This window comes from Crossiella sp. S99.2, from assembly GCF_023094165.1.
Classification (GTDB): domain Bacteria; phylum Actinomycetota; class Actinomycetes; order Mycobacteriales; family Pseudonocardiaceae; genus Crossiella.
Map to the genome: position 1 here is coordinate 179,606 of NZ_JALMDK010000013.1, position 15,688 is coordinate 195,293.

Below are 15,688 nucleotides of genomic sequence, written 5' to 3' on the forward strand. Positions count from 1 at the left end.
TGGACAACCACCGGTGGTCAGCCTCCGGTCAGAGGCCGAGCTGGCGGGCGATGAGCATGCGCTGGACCTCGCTGGTGCCCTCGCCGATCTCCAGGATCTTGGCGTCCCGGTAGAAGCGGCCGACCGGGTATTCGTTCATGAAGCCGTAGCCGCCGAAGACCTGGGTGGCGTCGCGGGCGTTGTCCATGGCGGCGTTGGAGGCGACCAGTTTGGCGATGGCCGCTTCCTTCTTGAAGGGTTCGCCGCGCAGCATCTTGGCCGCGGCGTGGTGGTAAGCCAGCCGGGCGGTGTGCGCGCGGGCCTCCATGTCGGCGATCTTGAACTGGATGGCCTGGTACTCGCCGATTTTCTGGCCGAAGGCCTCCCGCTCACCGGCGTAGCGCACCGACTCGTCCACGCAGCCCTGGGCCAGGCCCACCGACAGCGCGGCGATGGCGATCCGGCCCTCGTCCAGGGTCTGCAGGAACTGGGCGTAGCCGCGGCCGCGTTCGCCGAGCAGGTTCGCCGCCGGCACCCGTACGTCCACAAAGGACAGTTCGTGGGTGTCGCTGGCGTTCCAGCCGACCTTGGAGTACTTCTTGGACACGGTGAAGCCGGGGGTGCCCGAGGGCACGATGATGGTGGAGATCTCCTTGCGGCCATCGGGTTTTTTGCCGGTGACCGCGGCCACGGTGACGAAGCCGGTGATGGTGGTGCCGGAGTTGGTGATGAACGCCTTGCTGCCGTTGATCACCCACTCGTCGCCGTCCAGCTTGGCGGTGGTGCGCATGCCGGAGGCGTCCGAGCCGCTGCCGGGTTCGGTCAGGCCGAAGGCGCCGAGCTGCTCGGCCGCGCACAGCCTGGGCAGCCATTCCGCCTTCTGCTCCGGGCTGCCGAAGCGGTGGATCGGCATGGCGCCAAGGGAAACCCCGGCCTCCAGGGTGATCGCCACCGAGGAGTCGACCCTGGCGAGTTCCTCCAGGGCCAGGCAGAGCGCGAAGTAGTCGCCACCCATGCCGCCGTGCTCCTCGGGGAAGGGCAGGCCGAACAGGCCCATCTGCCCCATCTTGCGCACGATCTCGTAGGGGAACTCGCAGTTCTCGTAGAACTCCCCGATGACCGGAGCCACCTCGTCGCGGGCGAACTCGGCCACGGTCTTGCGCAGCGCCTCGTACTCCTCGCTGAGCTGCTCGAACATCTCATCCCTCCTGGGGAGTCACGACGGCAAGGACCTGGTCCAGACCGACCTGTTGGCCGGGCCGCACCCGTAGTTCGCTGACGAGGCCGTCCACCGGGGCGGTGATGGTGTGCTCCATCTTCATGGCCTCGACGATGATCAGTGGCTGGCCGGCGGTGACGGCGTCGTCCTGGGACACCTTCACCACCAGCACGGTGCCGGGCATCGGGCTGGTGACCGGGCCGCCCGCGGCGCCGGGCGCCTCGTGCCGGGCCGCGGCCAGTCGTTCGGTCTCGGTGACCTGGTAGGTCTCGCCGTCCGCGGTGAGCCAGCAGGTGTGTCCACTTCGGACAGTGGTGAACCGGGTGGTGCGACCCCGGTGGGCCAGGGTCAGTTCGATCGCGCCGTCGGCCCCGGCACGCGCCGAGGCACTGGCCCGCTCGGGCTCGCCGTCGCCGATGACGATCTCGGCATCCCTTGCCCGGCCCCGGATTTTGACCTCGACTGCCTCGCGGCCACCGGTCTCGACCTGCCAGCTGGCCCAGGCGGGCTCACCGATCCGCCACCCACCGGGCACATCCCACGGATCGGCCGAGCCCTGGGGTTCCAGGGCCAGCAGCCGTTCCAGGGCCACCGCCGCGTACACCTTCTCCGGCACCTCGGTGGCGGTGAGCTTGTCCAGTTTCCGTTCCACCAGACCGGTGTCCAGGCGTCCGGCGGCGACATCCTCGTCGGCCAGCAGGGCGAGCAGGAACGGGATATTGGTGGTGACACCCAGCAGCACCGAGTTGGCCAGGGCGTCACGCAGCCGCCGGATGGCCTCGGCCCGGTCCCGGCCGTGCGCGATGTACTTGGCCAGCATGGGGTCGTAGTCGCTGCCGACCGCACTGCCGGGCAGCAGCGCGGAATCCACCCGCACCCGGTCGCCCGGCTCGCGCAGCACCAGCACGGTGCCGCCGGTGGGCAGGAAGCCCCGAGCGGGGTCCTCGGCGTAGATGCGGGCCTCGACGGCGTGCCCGGTCAGCGCGATATCGGACTGGGCGAACGCCAGCTTCTCCCCCGCGGCCACCCGCAGCTGCCATTCGACCAGGTCCAGGCCGGTGACCAGTTCGGTGACCGGGTGCTCGACCTGGAGGCGGGTGTTCATCTCCATGAAGAAGAACTCGTCCGGGGCGTCCGCGGAGAGGATGAACTCCACGGTGCCCGCGCCGGTGTAGCCCACCGACCGCGCGGCATCGGCCGCCGCGGCGCCCATCTTCTGCCGGGTTTCCTCGTCCAGCAACGGCGAAGGGGCCTCTTCGACGATCTTCTGGTGCCGTCGTTGCAGGCTGCACTCGCGCTCGCCCAGGTGCAGCACGGTGCCGTGGGTGTCGGCCAGCACCTGGATCTCGATGTGCCGGGGCCGCTGCACGAACCGTTCCAGCAGCAGCGTGTCGTCCCCGAAGGAGCCGCTGGCCTCACGCCGCGCGCCCGCGATCGCCTCGGCCAGTCCGGCGTGCTCGGTCACCAGGCGCATGCCCTTGCCGCCACCCCCGGCGGAAGGCTTGAGCAGCACCGGGAATCCGACCTCGCCGGCGGCCTCGATCAGGTCCGCGTCGGTCAGCCCTGGTTCGCTGCGGCCGGGCACCACCGGGACCCCGGCGGCGGACACGGTCTGCTTGGCCCGGATCTTGTCGCCCATCGCCTCGATCGCGGCCGGCGGCGGGCCGACGAAGACCAGTCCGGCCTCGGCGCAAGCGGTGGCGAAGGCGGTGTTCTCGGCCAGGAAGCCGTAGCCAGGGTGCACGGCCTGCGCGCCGGTTTCCCTGGCGGCGTTGATGATCCGCTCGATGGACAGGTAGCTGTCCCGCGCGGCGGCCGGGCCGATCCGCACGGCCACGTCGGCCTCGCGCACGTGCCGGGCCTGGGCGTCGGCGTCGCTGTAGACCGCGACCGAGCGAATGCCCATGCGCCGCAACGTGTCGATCACCCGGACCGCGATCTCGCCGCGGTTGGCGACCAGGACGGTGTCGAACATGGTCAACTGCCTCACATTCGGAAAACGCCGTAGCCCACAGGCTCGATCGGCGCGTTGGCGGCGGCGGAGAGGGCGAGTCCGAGCACGGTGCGGGTGTCGGCGGGGTCGATCACGCCGTCGTCCCAGAGCCGGGCGGTCGAGTAGTAGGGGTGGCCCTGATCCTCGTACTGGGCGCGGATCGGGTCCTTGAACGCCTGCTCGTCCGCGGCGGGCCAGTCCTGGCCCTTGGCCTCGAACTGGTCCCGGCGCACGGTGGCCAGCACCGAGGCGGCCTGTTCGCCGCCCATCACCGAGATCCGCGCGTTCGGCCACATCCACAGGAACCGCGGCGAGTAGGCCCGGCCGCACATCGAGTAGTTGCCCGCGCCGAACGAACCGCCGATGATCATGGTGAACTTGGGCACCCGCGCGCAGGCCACCGCGGTGACCATTTTCGCGCCGTGCTTGGCGATGCCGCCCGCCTCGTACTCGCGGCCGACCATGAACCCGGAGATGTTCTGCAGGAACACCAGGGGGGTCTGCCGCTGGTCGCAGAGCTGGATGAAGTGCGCGCCCTTGACCGCGGACTCGCCGAAGAGGATGCCGTTGTTGGCCACGATGCCCACCGGGTGGCCGTGGATCCGGGCGAACCCGGTGACCAGGGTCTGCCCGTACTCCCGCTTGAACTCGTGGAATTTGCTGCCGTCGACGATCCGGGAGATCACCTCGCGCACGTCGTACGGGGTGCGGCTGTCCACCGGCACCACGCCGTACAGCTCCGAGGGATCCGCGCGGGGCTCCTCGCTCGGCTCGATCCGCCACGGCTTGGGCTGACGCGGGCCGAGAGTGTCCACAATGGACCGGACGATCTGCAGTGCGTGCGCGTCGTCCTCGGCCAGATGGTCGGTGACCCCGGAGGTGCGCGAGTGCAGGTCGCCGCCGCCCAGTTCCTCGGCGGTGACCACCTCACCGGTGGCCGCCTTCACCAGCGGCGGGCCTCCGAGGAAGATCGTGCCCTGGTTGCGCACGATCACCGCTTCATCGCTCATCGCGGGCACGTAGGCGCCACCGGCGGTGCAGGAGCCGAGCACGGCGGCGATCTGCGGGATGCCGCGGGCGGACATGGTGGCCTGGTTGTAGAAGATCCGGCCGAAGTGCTCGCGGTCCGGGAAGACCTCGTCCTGGCGGGGCAGGAACGCGCCGCCGGAGTCGACCAGGTACACGCAGGGCAGGTTGTTGTGCAGCGCCACTTCCTGGGCGCGCAGGTGCTTCTTGACCGTCATCGGGTAGTAGGTGCCGCCCTTGACGGTGGCGTCGTTGGCCACGATCACGCATTCGCGCCCGGAGACCCGGCCGACGCCGGTGATGATCCCGGCCGCGGGGGCCTCGCCGTCGTACATGCCGTGCGCGGCCAGCGGGGACAGCTCCAGGAACGGCGAACCGGGGTCGACCAGCGCGTCCACCCGGTCCCTTGGCAGCAGTTTGCCGCGTTCGACGTGCCGCTGCCGGGCCCGCTCCGGCCCGCCCTGGCGGGCCTGGGACAGCTGGTCGCGCAGGTCGGCGGACAGCGCGGTGTGCTCCTCGACGGCGCGCTTGAAGCTCTCCGCCGTCGGGTCGGCAGCGCTGCGCAGGACGTCCATGTGCCGGACTCTCCTCGTTGAGACTCGCTCGCCGGAGTCGAACATGACCCAGCAAGTTAACGGCCGTTAACACGGTCTCCCACGATGTTAACGCTCGCTAACCTCCGGCGCTAGTATGACCCTCATGACGTCGAGCGCAGCCACCCGGCAGAGTGGGCCGACCCGTCGCGAACAACTGCTGGCCGCGGCCGCCGAACTCTTCGCCCGGCACGGCTTCCACGGCGTCGGCATCGACGACATCGGCTCCGCGGTCGGCATCAGCGGCCCCGGCGTGTACCGGCATTTCCGCAGCAAGGACGCCATGCTCGGCGAGATGCTCCTCGACATCAGCCAGAAGCTGCTCGACGGCGGCGGGGCCCGCGCCGCCGCCGCCCCGGACCCCCTCTCCGCGCTGAACGCCCTGGTCGACTGGCAACTGGACTTCGCCCTGGACAACCGGGCGCTGATCACCGTGCACGAGCGCAACCTGGGCAACCTGGCCGAGGGCGACCGCCGCCAGGTCCGCGCCCTGCAACGCCGCTACGTGGAGATGTGGGTGCGGGTGATCATGCAGGCGGTGCCCGACCTGGACGACGAACCCTCCGCCAGGGCCGCCGCGCACGCGGTCTTCGGTCTGCTCAACTCCACCCCGCACAGCGCGCACCTGGACCGGGCCGCGATGGCCGGGTTGCTGCGCCGAATGGCACTGGCTGCCATCACCAGCCCCGGCGCCCTTTCCGGCGAGTGAGCTGAATCGCTTTTCATGCTGTAACGCACGCTGTCCGAAATGAGCGCAAACGTTGTTCCCTGCTCCATTCGAGAAAAAGCGCATGAGCGCGGTCACAACTGTTTGACCGCAATCGTTGCGGATTCCTAGCTTTCGAGCCGTGAGAAATTCCGTACTCGTCCGAACCCTGACCGCCGCCGCTCTTGGTCTGGGTCTGCTCATCCCCGGCGCGGCCGCCGCCACCGCGGCGCCCGCCCCCAGCACCGCCACCGCCGCGGTGTCCATTGTCGGCCTGCCGATCGCCCCGCCGCTGCGGCCGGGCGTCGAATCCAAGACCTGGAAGGTCGCCGACTACATCAAGGCCTGGGAGACCTACCACGGCCGCCCGATGACCGCCGACGAGCGAGAGAACCTCGCCCGCGGCTGCATCGGCGTCACCGTGGTCAACCTGGAACGCGGCGATGTCGGCAACCCGCCGCTTGGCCTGTCCTTCGGCGCTTTTGGCAAGGCCCGCGAGGTCCAGGCAGCGCTGAACGAGATCATCAAGTCCAAGCCGAGCGCGGCTCAGTACGCCGCCGCGGTGCGCAGCCACCCGCTGCTGAGCAAGCTGGAGAACGTGCAGCGCGCGCTGCCAGCCGACCTGGACACCGGTGAGCTGACCGCGGCCATCTTCTCCAAGCGGTTCTACTCGAAGCAGAACCCGAACTGGACCGATGAGTTCACCGCGAAGATGTACCGGCCGAATGCCCGCGGCCAGGTCGACATGAACACCTACCGTTATGTCGCCCGCTCCGGATATGTCAACTTCGACTACGGCTGGTACGACGAGAACACCAAGAACTGGTGGCACGCGAACCACGCCGAACCGGGCATGAAGGTCTTTCAGAGCACTTTCGACTACTATTCACGCGATCTGCTCGATTTCGACCGCCAGGTGTTCACCGTGGCATTCGCGAAGAAGGTCTGATGAACCTCGCCGACCAGGCCGGGAAGAGTGTCCGCCTCCGCGGCACCGCCGGTAACGCGCACGCCGGCGCGGTTCTCCTCCGCGACGGAGAGCCCCCGGTGTACGTGGCCGGGCTGGCCGACTGGGGCCTGGCCACCGGGCTGACCGTGGAGGTGACCGGGGTGCTGGAGGTCCAGCAGGCCACCGGAACCGCCGACCCGGCCGGACGGATCAGCCACGGCCTGGCCGGCGATGTGCTCCAGCTCCGCGACGCGGACTGGCACCCGGTCCCGGTTCCCCCGAGCCGGTGACCGGCGGCGGGCGGGCGACGCGCAGGGGCGCCGCCCGCCCGCCTTGGTCCGGGTCAACGTCGTTGTTCGACCCGGACCCAGTCCACCTCGGTGCGGATCACGCCGTCCCGCACTCTGTCCACACTGGACTGTGGCAGCCCCCAGTACGGCTGGGTGACCTTGTTGTGCCCGGCCGGGTAGGCGCCGCCGAGGGCGAAGTTCAGGATCACGTACTGGTTCTGGTCGAAGACCCACTGCCCGCGCACGGACTCCACGAAGTTGCGGGTGGTGCGGTGGTACTCCCGGCCGTCCAGGAAGAACGCGATGTACTGCGGGGTCCACTCGGCCGAGTAGACGTGCCACTGGTCCGCGCTGCCGCCGCCCGGGAAGTACTCGGTCTTGCCGATGTTGCCGTCCGCGGAGTAGCCAGGACCGTGCAGCGCGGCGCTGACCCAGTCGCGGTAGCCGATGTTCTCCAGGATGTCGGTCTCACCACTGGCCGGCCAGCCCACGTTCGGATCGTCCACAGTGGACCCCAGCAGCCAGAACGCGGGCCAGTAGCCGTCACCCACCGGCATCCGCACCCTGGCACTGACCCGGCCGTAGGTGAAGTCGTGCTTGGTGTTGGTGTCGATCCGGCCCGAGGTGAAGTCGAACTTGCCGCCGTTGGGCGTGGTGAACCCGGGCTTCCACTTGGCGGTCAGCTCCAGCAGCCCGTTGTTCACCGAGATGTTCTCCGGTGAGTCCACATAGGCCTGTGCCTCGCCGTTGACCGGGTTGAAGGTCGCGCCGGTGCGCTGCACCCGCCACTTGTTCCGGTCCAGCGCGCCGCCGGTGAAGTCGTCGAAGAAGGTGGTCTGGTACGTGCCACCGGGATTCGGCGGCGCGTCCGGGTAGCGGGCCGCGCCACTGCCGCCGGTGCCCCACACCTGGAACTCGTAGAGCGAGTACCCGAACTGGGCCAGGTGCGGCGCCGGATTGTGGAAGGACCGCCGCTCGATGCCCCGCATCCGGATGTAGCGCGCGTCGGTGCCAATGCTGACCCGGTCGATCCGGCCGACCGCCTCACCGGGTGGCTTCACATCCGCCCGCCGGGCCGCGACCTCGCTAGCCGATGGCCGGTAGACCTGCCGCCAGTTCCGGTTGTCCGCCGAGACTTCCAGGGCGTAGTCCACCGCGTAGGCGGCCTGCCAGTACAGCTCGACCCGGTTGATCCGCGCGGACGCGCCCAGGTCGACCCCGAGCCAGCGGTTGGCGTTCCAGTCGCTGGACCAGCGGGTGGCGTCATCACGCAGGTTCTCCGGGTAGCCGCCGTCCACCGCGAAGGCCGGTGAGTTGCCGGCGTGCTGGTAGTAGTCGCCGAAAACCGGGTGCTGGTAAGCGAGATTGCGTTCGGTGCTGCTCGCCGGGGCGGGCACGCCACCGCGGACGATCACCGAGAACAACGAGTAGCCATAAGGGGTTGCGCGTTCGATGCCGCGCAGCCGGATATGGCGGCCCACCACGTCCTGCGGGTAGGTGTGCACGTTCGTGGTGCCGCCGGTGCCCGCGTTCTCGGTGTAGAACGGGCGCCAGTCGCTGCCGTTGCCGGAGACCTCCAGGGCGTAACGGCGGCCGTAGGCGGCTTCCCAGACCAGCTGAACCTGGCTGATCCGGATGCTGGCGCCCAGGTCGATGCGCAGCCAGGCGTCCTCGGCGGCGTTGCTGGCCCAGCGGGTGCCGGGGTTGTTGTCGATGGCCTTGGCCGGACCGAAGTCCGGGTTCTCCGCCCCGGAGGCGGTGGCCGCGGCCGGGTTGACCGCCAGTGCCGCCGCGGCCCAGTCCTTGTCCCAGCCGGGTTCCGGCGCGGCCCGCGCCGCCGGGCTGAACCCGGCCCCGGCCAGGATGGTGCCGAACAGGGCGGCGACCAGCGGTGCGATCAGCAGTCGTCGCGACAGGGAACGGTGTTGTGCGCGCATGGCGCCACCTCGCAACTTCAGGGAGGGCTGTCAGCTGGCGGCGTGAGAGCGCTCTCTCCAGGTTCACTCTAGAACGATTCATGTGCTTGTCAATCGCCCGTAACGCGGCTGTATTCGGCGCTCCGGATCAGAGAGCGCTCTCAGACTTCGCTGATCACCGCGGCGAGCCAACCCGAACCTCAGGTCGCGCGTCCTACCAGCATGCCCACCATGATCAGTCTCGTGCTCGCCGCGACCACCGCGCTGGCCCCCGCCGCCGCGCCGGTCGCCGACCCGGTCAAGCTCACCCAGTTCACCCCCGCCGACCAGGCCGCGGCGCTCGCGCACTGGACCCCGGAGCGCATGCGCGCGGCCGGGCAGGAGTCCGCGGACCGGGCCGAGCGGGTGGCCACGCCATGGGCCGGGCCGGGGCCCAGGGGTGTGGGCCGGCTGTTCATCACCGAGCGGCCGGGGCCGGAGACCTGGTGCACCGCCACCGCGGTGGCCAAGGACGTGGTGCTGACCGCGGCGCACTGCGTGTGGCCGGGCTTCACCCGCTGGGAGGAGCCGATCGAGGCCCGCAACATCGTGTTCGCGCCCGGGTACGACCAGGGGCGCACACCGCTGGGTGTGTTCGCGGCCAAGGCTTTCCTGATCCAGGAGACCTACCCCAAGGAGTCCAACCCGGACGTGGCCATGGTCGTGCTGACCCCGCGCGACGGACAGCACGTGGGCGACCTCGCGGGCACCCAGCGATTGAGCTTCACCCCGCCCACGTCCCTGAAGACCACCATCCTCGGTTACCCGGGCTCGAAGGCGGCGCTGGGCGAGCGGTTGTTCCGCTGCGAAGTCACCGCGAAGCCGGCCGGGCGGTGGAACACCCCGTGCGATATGGCGGGCGGGTCCAGTGGCGGACCGTGGTTCACCGGGTTCGACTCGGGCACCGGGCTGGGCACGATCTACTCGGTGACCAGCAAGGGCGCCATGGACGTGGACGAGAGCACCGGCGAGGTCTACACCAAGGAACTGGAGGGCACGAAGCTCTCCGCCGCCGACCAGGTGCTGCTGACCCGTGCGGAGCAGGTGGGCTGATCAGGCGGGCACCCGGTAGCGGCGCAGCGCGGTGAGCACCGCCTGCACCGCGGGCCTGCCGCGGCTGCTCTCCCGGTTCAGCGCCACGATGTCCCGGCCCGCGTCCTCGGCGTCGATGGCCACCGTGACCACCTCGGACCAGTGGCTCAGGTCGGCGATCGCGGGCACGCAGGCCACCCCGTGCCCGGCGGTGACGAAGGCGGCCAGCACCGCGTAGTCGCCGGTGCGGTGCCGGATGTCCGGGGTGAACCCGGCCCGGCGGCACAGCGCGGGCACCAGGTGGCCGAAGTAGCTGCCCGGTTCGCCGGAGATCCACTGCTCGCCGGCCAGTTCGGCGATCGGCACCACGCCGGCGCGCCGGGCCAGTCGGTGGGTGACCGGCAGGACCAGGCGGACCGGGTCGTGGAAGAGGATCTCGGCGTGCGTGCCCGGCGGCACCAGCACCGGCGCGCTGTCGTAGGAGGAGATCACCGCCAGGTCCAGCTCGCCCGCGGGCACCGCGGCCAGCGCGTGCTCGGTGCTGACGTGCCATGCCTCCACCCGCAGCCGGGGGTGTTCGGCCTGCAGGTCGGTGAGCACGCTGGGCAGCACGCTGCTCGCGATGGTCTGCACCGCGCCGAGCCGGATCACCCCCGAGGGCGAGCCGTGCGCCCGCTCGGCCACGGTGCCCGCCTCCTCCAATTCGCGCAGCACCCGCTCGGCGTGCCCGGCCAGCATCAGCCCGGCCTCGGTGAACCGCAGCGTGCGGCCGACCTTCTCGGTGAGCGCGACCCCGGCGGCGCGTTGCAGCGCGGCGAGCTGGTGGCTGGCCGCGGACCGGCTCAGGTGCAGCGCCTGCGCGGCGGCGGTCAGGGTGCCCCGGTTGCGCAGTTCGTGCAGCAGGCGCAGGGCCGGCAGGGACAGCATTGGTGCACTGTATCGAACGATGTCCGGTCAAATGTTGAGCTTGTGTGCCACGGTGGCACCGGGTCTGCTGAGCAGGTGACCCTCCCTTACCCGTCCGGCGCGATCCTGAGCGACACCCGCGCGCACCTGCGCAAGCTGGACGAGGCCCGCCGCCACATCCGCCACCGCCACGCCGAAGGCCTGCCGCTGCACAACCTCAGCGGGCTGGAACGCCGGATCGACCTGCCCGAGGTGGATCCGTGGATCCTGGACGACGAGTGGTCCGGCGCGCTCTACGCCGAGCCGCTGCACGAGCTGGGCCTGGAACACCTCGGCGGGCAGTCCGGCCGGGACGACATCCTGGTCACCAACCGGCTCACCGCGGCGCTGTACGCGGCCATGCAGGTCACCGTGCGTCCCGGGGACACGGTGGTGGGCGTCTCCCCCACCTACAGCCACCCCGCGGTGAGCAGAGCGGTCCGTGACGCGGGCGGGCAGCTGGTCGAGACCACCGTGGCCGGGCTGGCGGAAACCCTTGCCGCGCAACAGAACGTCGCCGTGGTGGCGCTCACCCGGCTGGCCGTCACCTACGACGCACTGTCCACCGAGGACCTGCACCGGGTGGTCGAACTGGCGCACGCGCACGGCGCCCTGGTCGTGGTCGACGACGCGGGCGGCGCCCGGGTCGGCCCCGCCGTCCTGGACCAGCCCCGCACCCTGGAGTTCGGCGCCGACCTGGGCGCCACCGGCCTGGACAAGTACGGCGTCGGCGGTCCCCGGGTCGGCCTGCTCGGCGGCCGCACCGACCTGGTCGCCCTGGCCCGCGCCCGCGCGTTCGAACTCGGCACCGAATGCCGCCCCGCGCTCTACCCCGCGGTCGCCCAGACCCTCCAGGACTATCGCCCGCAACGAGTCCGCGACCTGGTCGCGCAAACCCACGAGGTCGGCGCCGCGCTGCGCGACCGCCTGGGCGACTGGGTCGAGCAAACCCCCTTCATCACCCGCCTGCCCGGCGCGGCCATCCAGGCCGAACTCGCCCGCCGCAAACCCATCGCCCCCATGGCCCCCATCGAGGCCACCGCGGCCCTGGCCATGACCCTGCTCCGCGACCACGGCCTGCTCACCGTGCACTTCGCCGGCATGCCGCCCGGCACCGACGCGCTGCTGATCAAGTTCCTGCCCCCGGAGACCATCGCGCTGTTGGGTGGGCCGGCGGCTTTCGCGGCGGCGGTGGACGACGCGCTGGACCAGACGGCGGCGGCGGTGACGGATCCGGCGGCGACGCGGCGCCTGTTGCACGGGCCGCTGCCGTAGCACGAGCAGTGTTCACCCGGACAGTTGTCGGCGCACCGGCCGCTGTCGGTGGACGCGCCGCTGTCGGTGCCCGGTCGTAGGGTGGCCCGCATGTGCCGCAACATCACCACACTCCGCGGGTTGCAGCCCTCGGCGACCGCCGAGGAGATCGAGGCCGCGGCCCGGCAGTACGTGCGCAAGGTCAGCGGAGTGCAGTCGGTCTCCGACGCCACCCGCGAGGCATTCGAACGCGCGGTCGCCGAGGTGACCGCGACGACGACCCGCCTCCTGGCCGAACTGCCCGACCGCAAGGTCCCACCCCCCACGATCCCGCCACTGCGCCGCCCCGAGGTCCAAGCCCGCCTGGCCGCCAAGTCCAAGGACTGACCCGCCCCACAACAGCCAACCCGGCGTACCACAACGGCCAACACCCGGTCCACAACGGCCAACACGCGCGGAGGGACAAACCCACCCGCGCGTGTTGGCCGTTATGGACGGCGAGTTGGCCGTTGCGGACGGCGAGTTGGCCGTTGCGGGACCGGTGTTGGGGGTTGTGGTTATTGCATGTGGGCGAATTTCTCGTCGGTGGTGCGGCGGTCCTGCCTGCGCTGCTTGATGTTCTCCACCACCGTGTACAGCGTGGGCACCAGCAGCAGGGTCAGCACCGTGGAGGACACCAGGCCGCCGATCACCACGATGGCCAGTGGTTGCGAGATGAACCCGCCACCGCCGGTGAGGCCCAGGGCCATCGGGATCAGGGCGAAGATGGTGGCCGCGGCGGTCATCACGATGGGGCGCAGGCGATGCCGGCCGCCCTCGATGACCGCTTCCCGCACACTCAGCCCGTCCCGCCGGTACTGGTTCATCAGGTCGATCAGCACGATCGCGTTGGTCACCACGATGCCGACCAGCATCAGCATGCCGATCAGCGCCGGGACGCCGAGGGCCTTGCCCGTGATGAGCAGCAGGCCGATCGCGCCGGTGGCCGCGAACGGGATGGAGACCAGCAGGATCAGCGGCTGGATCAGGCTCTGGAAGGTGGCCACCATGATCACGAACACGATGGCGATGGCCACCAGCAGGGCCAGGCCCAGGTCGCTGAAGGCCTTCTGCTGTTCGGCGCTGACGCCGCCGATGCTGTAGGCGGCGCCGCCGGGCAGCTTGAGCGCGTCCAGCTTCTGGCGGAGCTGGGTGGTGACCTCGCCCAGGTTCTGGCCAACCGGGGTGGCCTTGACCGTGGCGCTGCGGGAACCGTTGATCCGCTTGATCTGCACCGGGGCGTCGACCTGCTTGACCTCGGCGACCGAGTCCAGCCGCACCGGGCCGCCCGCGGTGATCAGCGGGTATGCCTTGATCTGGTTGAGGTTCTCCGGGGCCAGGCCGCCGGCCAGCAGCACGTCCTGCCGCTTGCCCGCCACCGAGATCTGGCCGACGGTGGCGCCGCGGAATGCCTGCGCCAGCAACTGGCCGACGGCCTGGTCGCTCAGGCCGAGCTTGCCCGCGGCCTCCCGGTTGAGGGTGATCTGCACCCGCGGCGCGCTGTCGCCCAGATCGCTGGCCACGTCGGTGAGGCCGCTGATGCTCTGCACCGTCTCGGTGACCTTGTCCGCGGCGGTGCGCAGCGCGGCCGGGTCGGATGCCTCGACGTTGACCTCCAGGTTGCTCGCGCCCAGGCCGCCGCCCCCGCCGCCCGCGCCGACGGTGATGTCACCGGCGTCGCTCAGCGCCTTGGTGCGCTCGCGGAGTCTGGCCTCCACCTTGGGGGTGTCCACGCCGTCGTTGAGCGTGACCGAGTAGCTGGCCGAGTTGCTGCCGCCGCCCCCGCCGAAGGCCGCGAACCCGCCTGCCGAGCCCACGTTGACCTGGTAGGTCTTGACCTCGGGGGTGTTCTTGAGGACGTCCTCGACCTTCTTGGCCGCGGCGTCGGTGGCCTGCAGGCTGCTGCCGATGGGCAGTTTCTGTTGCAGCGCGATGGTGTTCTGGCCGGAGGAGTCCAGGAAGTTGGTCTGCAGCTGCGGGACCAGGGCCAGGGTGCCGCCGAAGACCAGCAGCGCGGCGATCACGGTGAGCCAGCGGCGGCGGGTGACCCAGCGCAGGATCGGCACGTACATCCGCTGCATCAGGCCGCGGCGTTCCTTCTCCACCTGCGCGCGCAGCACCTCGCGCGCCTCTTCCTCGTCCTCGGGCAGCACGGCGGGCTTGAGGAACCAGTAGGCCAGCACCGGGATGATGGTCAGCGCGACCAGCAGCGAGGCCAGCAGCGCGACCGTGACGGTGAGCGCGAACGGGGCGAACAGCTCGCCGACCATGCCGCCGACCACCGCGATCGGCAGGAACACCGCGACCGTGGTCAGCGTGGAGGAGGTGACCGCGCCGGCGACCTCGCGCACGCCGTCGAGCACCGCCTCGCGTTTCTCCTCGCCGTAGCCCAGATGTCGTTTGATGTTCTCCAGCACCACGATCGAGTCGTCCACCACCCGGCCGACCGCGATGGTGAGCGCGCCCAGGGTGAGCATGTTCAGCGACAGGTCGCCGGTCCACAGCACGATCAGCGCGATCACCAGGGACAGCGGGATGGAGACCGCGGTGACCAGGGTGGAGCGGATGGACAGCAGGAAGATCAGGATGATGATGACGGCGAAGCCGAGGCCGAGCGCGCCCTCGGTGGTCAGGCCCTCCACCGATTTCTCCACGAACGGCGCCTGGTCGAAGACCACGTCCAGCTTGGCGTTGTCGCCGATCGCCTCGGCCAGGCTGCCGAGCTTGCCTCGCACCGCGTGCGAGACGTCCACCGCGTTGCCGTCCGGGGCCAGGGTGACCGAGATGCCCAGGCTCTGCTTGCCGTTGGTGCGGGTCAGCGAGGTGGCCGGGGACTCGGTCTCCTTGATCACCGCGACATCGCCGAGCTTGGCCGGTTTGGCCGCGCGACCGGTCGCGGAGCCGCCGGTGACGCTCGGGGTGAGGTAGAGGTTCTGCAGGTCCTTCAGCGAGCCGAGCTGCTGGCCGACCTGCACCGACAGCGACTTGTCCCCGCTGGTGATCGACCCGGCCGGGATGGAGATGCCGTTGGCACGCAAGGCTTCGGCCACCGCGGTGGGCGCGAGTCCGGCGGCGAGCAGTTTGGTGTTGTCCGGGGTGATGGTGACGATCTGCTTGGGCGCGCCGGTGACCGAGGCCTCCCGCACCCCGGTCAGCCGCTGCAGCTCGGGCACCACGCTGCGGTCCAGCTTCTGCGCCAGGTCCTTCAGCTCGCCGTCGGCGGAGGCGGCCAGCACCACCGCGGGCAGGCTGTCGGTGGAGCCGACGATCACATCCGGCTCGACGTCCTGCGGCAGCTGCTTGGCGATCCGGTTCAGCGCCTGCTGGATGTCGTTGACCGCGTCGCTGACCACGGTGCCGTACTGGAACTGCACCTGCACGGTGGAGGAGCCCTCGCGCGAGGTGGAGGTGACCTTGTCGACCCCCTTGATCGCGCGCACCGCGTTCTCCACCGGGATGCTGACCTGGTCCTCCACCAGCTCCGGCGAGGAGCCGGGGTAGGCGGCGACCACGGTGGCGGCCGGGAACTCCAGCGAGGGCAGCAGTTCCTGCTTCAGGGACGGGATGGCGAACGCGCCGAAGACGGCCGCGACTATCGCGATCAACGCGACCAGCGCCCGGTTCGCGAGGCTCAGCCTGGCCAGCGAAGTCATGCTCGTCTCCTGAGTTGGTTATTCAGCCTGACGCTAATAGTCTGCCTCATCCGAA

General features: G+C 70.4%; 12 protein-coding genes. 6 read left to right on the plus strand and 6 right to left on the minus strand.

What is annotated here, in order from left to right:
- Positions 1-28 precede the first annotated feature (28 nt).
- Genes MZC64_RS37570 through MZC64_RS37580 form a run of 3 tightly spaced genes read right to left on the minus strand, consistent with a single transcriptional unit; the run spans position 29 to position 4,792 of the window.
- Positions 29-1,177 (minus strand): acyl-CoA dehydrogenase family protein, encoded by a 1,149-nt coding sequence (locus MZC64_RS37570; RefSeq protein ID WP_185003941.1) that lies wholly within the window; start codon positions 1,175-1,177, stop codon positions 29-31.
- A gap of 1 nt (position 1,178) precedes the next feature.
- Positions 1,179-3,173 carry an acetyl/propionyl/methylcrotonyl-CoA carboxylase subunit alpha gene (locus MZC64_RS37575; protein ID WP_247764431.1) on the minus strand — a complete coding sequence of 665 codons (1,995 nt, stop codon included), beginning with the start codon at positions 3,171-3,173 and terminating at the stop codon, positions 1,179-1,181.
- 11 nt (positions 3,174-3,184) lie between these two features.
- Positions 3,185-4,792: a carboxyl transferase domain-containing protein gene (locus MZC64_RS37580; RefSeq protein WP_247764432.1), complete on the minus strand. Its 1,608-nt coding sequence runs from the start codon at positions 4,790-4,792 to the stop codon at positions 3,185-3,187.
- 124 nt (positions 4,793-4,916) lie between these two features.
- Here MZC64_RS37580 and MZC64_RS37585 point away from each other — a divergent pair, with 124 nt between their 5' ends.
- From MZC64_RS37585 to MZC64_RS37595, 3 genes are all read left to right on the plus strand, one after another.
- On the plus strand, positions 4,917-5,519 hold the full coding sequence (locus tag MZC64_RS37585) for a TetR/AcrR family transcriptional regulator (RefSeq protein WP_247764433.1): 603 nt from the start codon (positions 4,917-4,919) through the stop codon (positions 5,517-5,519).
- Positions 5,520-5,658: 139 nt separating this feature from the next.
- Positions 5,659-6,465 carry a hypothetical protein gene (locus tag MZC64_RS37590; protein ID WP_247764434.1) on the plus strand — a complete coding sequence of 269 codons (807 nt, stop codon included), beginning with the start codon at positions 5,659-5,661 and terminating at the stop codon, positions 6,463-6,465.
- Positions 6,465-6,755, plus strand: coding sequence for a hypothetical protein (locus MZC64_RS37595; RefSeq protein ID WP_247764435.1), 291 nt, complete (start codon positions 6,465-6,467; stop codon positions 6,753-6,755). Before MZC64_RS37590 ends, MZC64_RS37595 begins: the two co-directional genes overlap by 1 nt.
- A gap of 53 nt (positions 6,756-6,808) precedes the next feature.
- On the opposite strand, the gene MZC64_RS37600 is transcribed toward MZC64_RS37595, so the two are convergent.
- On the minus strand, positions 6,809-8,692 hold the full coding sequence (locus MZC64_RS37600; RefSeq protein ID WP_247764436.1) for a discoidin domain-containing protein: 1,884 nt from the start codon (positions 8,690-8,692) through the stop codon (positions 6,809-6,811).
- Positions 8,693-8,902: 210 nt separating this feature from the next.
- Here MZC64_RS37600 and MZC64_RS37605 point away from each other — a divergent pair, with 210 nt between their 5' ends.
- A complete protein-coding gene (locus tag MZC64_RS37605; protein ID WP_247764437.1) occupies positions 8,903-9,763 on the plus strand; it encodes a serine protease in 861 nt (286 codons plus the stop codon).
- On the opposite strand, the gene MZC64_RS37610 is transcribed toward MZC64_RS37605, so the two are convergent.
- Positions 9,764-10,669: a LysR family transcriptional regulator gene (locus tag MZC64_RS37610; protein WP_247764438.1), complete on the minus strand. Its 906-nt coding sequence runs from the start codon at positions 10,667-10,669 to the stop codon at positions 9,764-9,766. It lies immediately after the preceding gene.
- 75 nt (positions 10,670-10,744) lie between these two features.
- On the opposite strand from MZC64_RS37610, the gene MZC64_RS37615 reads away from it, so the two are divergent.
- Together MZC64_RS37615 and MZC64_RS37620 are read left to right on the plus strand one after the other, a co-directional pair.
- Positions 10,745-11,962, plus strand: a complete 1,218-nt coding sequence (locus MZC64_RS37615; protein WP_247764439.1) for an aminotransferase class I/II-fold pyridoxal phosphate-dependent enzyme — start codon at positions 10,745-10,747, stop codon at positions 11,960-11,962.
- 90 nt (positions 11,963-12,052) lie between these two features.
- Positions 12,053-12,328 (plus strand): DUF2277 domain-containing protein, encoded by a 276-nt coding sequence (locus MZC64_RS37620; RefSeq protein WP_247764440.1) that lies wholly within the window; start codon positions 12,053-12,055, stop codon positions 12,326-12,328.
- 170 nt (positions 12,329-12,498) lie between these two features.
- Here the strand turns inward: MZC64_RS37620 and MZC64_RS37625 are convergent, their stop codons facing one another.
- Positions 12,499-15,633 (minus strand): efflux RND transporter permease subunit, encoded by a 3,135-nt coding sequence (locus MZC64_RS37625; protein WP_247764441.1) that lies wholly within the window; start codon positions 15,631-15,633, stop codon positions 12,499-12,501.
- Positions 15,634-15,688 lie beyond the last annotated feature (55 nt).

What these genes read in the sequence shown, in the direction of transcription:
- MZC64_RS37570 (WP_185003941.1), bottom strand. Translation starts at nt 1,177, where the DNA reads ATGTTCGAGCAGCTCAGCGAGGAGTACGAGGCGCTGCGCAAGACCGTG.
- MZC64_RS37575 (WP_247764431.1), bottom strand. Translation starts at nt 3,173, where the DNA reads ATGTTCGACACCGTCCTGGTCGCCAACCGCGGCGAGATCGCGGTCCGG.
- MZC64_RS37580 (WP_247764432.1), bottom strand. Translation starts at nt 4,792, where the DNA reads ATGGACGTCCTGCGCAGCGCTGCCGACCCGACGGCGGAGAGCTTCAAG.
- MZC64_RS37585 (WP_247764433.1), top strand. Translation starts at nt 4,917, where the DNA reads ATGACGTCGAGCGCAGCCACCCGGCAGAGTGGGCCGACCCGTCGCGAA.
- MZC64_RS37595 (WP_247764435.1), top strand. Translation starts at nt 6,465, where the DNA reads ATGAACCTCGCCGACCAGGCCGGGAAGAGTGTCCGCCTCCGCGGCACC.
- MZC64_RS37600 (WP_247764436.1), bottom strand. Translation starts at nt 8,692, where the DNA reads ATGCGCGCACAACACCGTTCCCTGTCGCGACGACTGCTGATCGCACCG.
- MZC64_RS37605 (WP_247764437.1), top strand. Translation starts at nt 8,903, where the DNA reads ATGATCAGTCTCGTGCTCGCCGCGACCACCGCGCTGGCCCCCGCCGCC.
- MZC64_RS37610 (WP_247764438.1), bottom strand. Translation starts at nt 10,669, where the DNA reads ATGCTGTCCCTGCCGGCCCTGCGCCTGCTGCACGAACTGCGCAACCGG.
- MZC64_RS37620 (WP_247764440.1), top strand. Translation starts at nt 12,053, where the DNA reads ATGTGCCGCAACATCACCACACTCCGCGGGTTGCAGCCCTCGGCGACC.
- MZC64_RS37625 (WP_247764441.1), bottom strand. Translation starts at nt 15,633, where the DNA reads ATGACTTCGCTGGCCAGGCTGAGCCTCGCGAACCGGGCGCTGGTCGCG.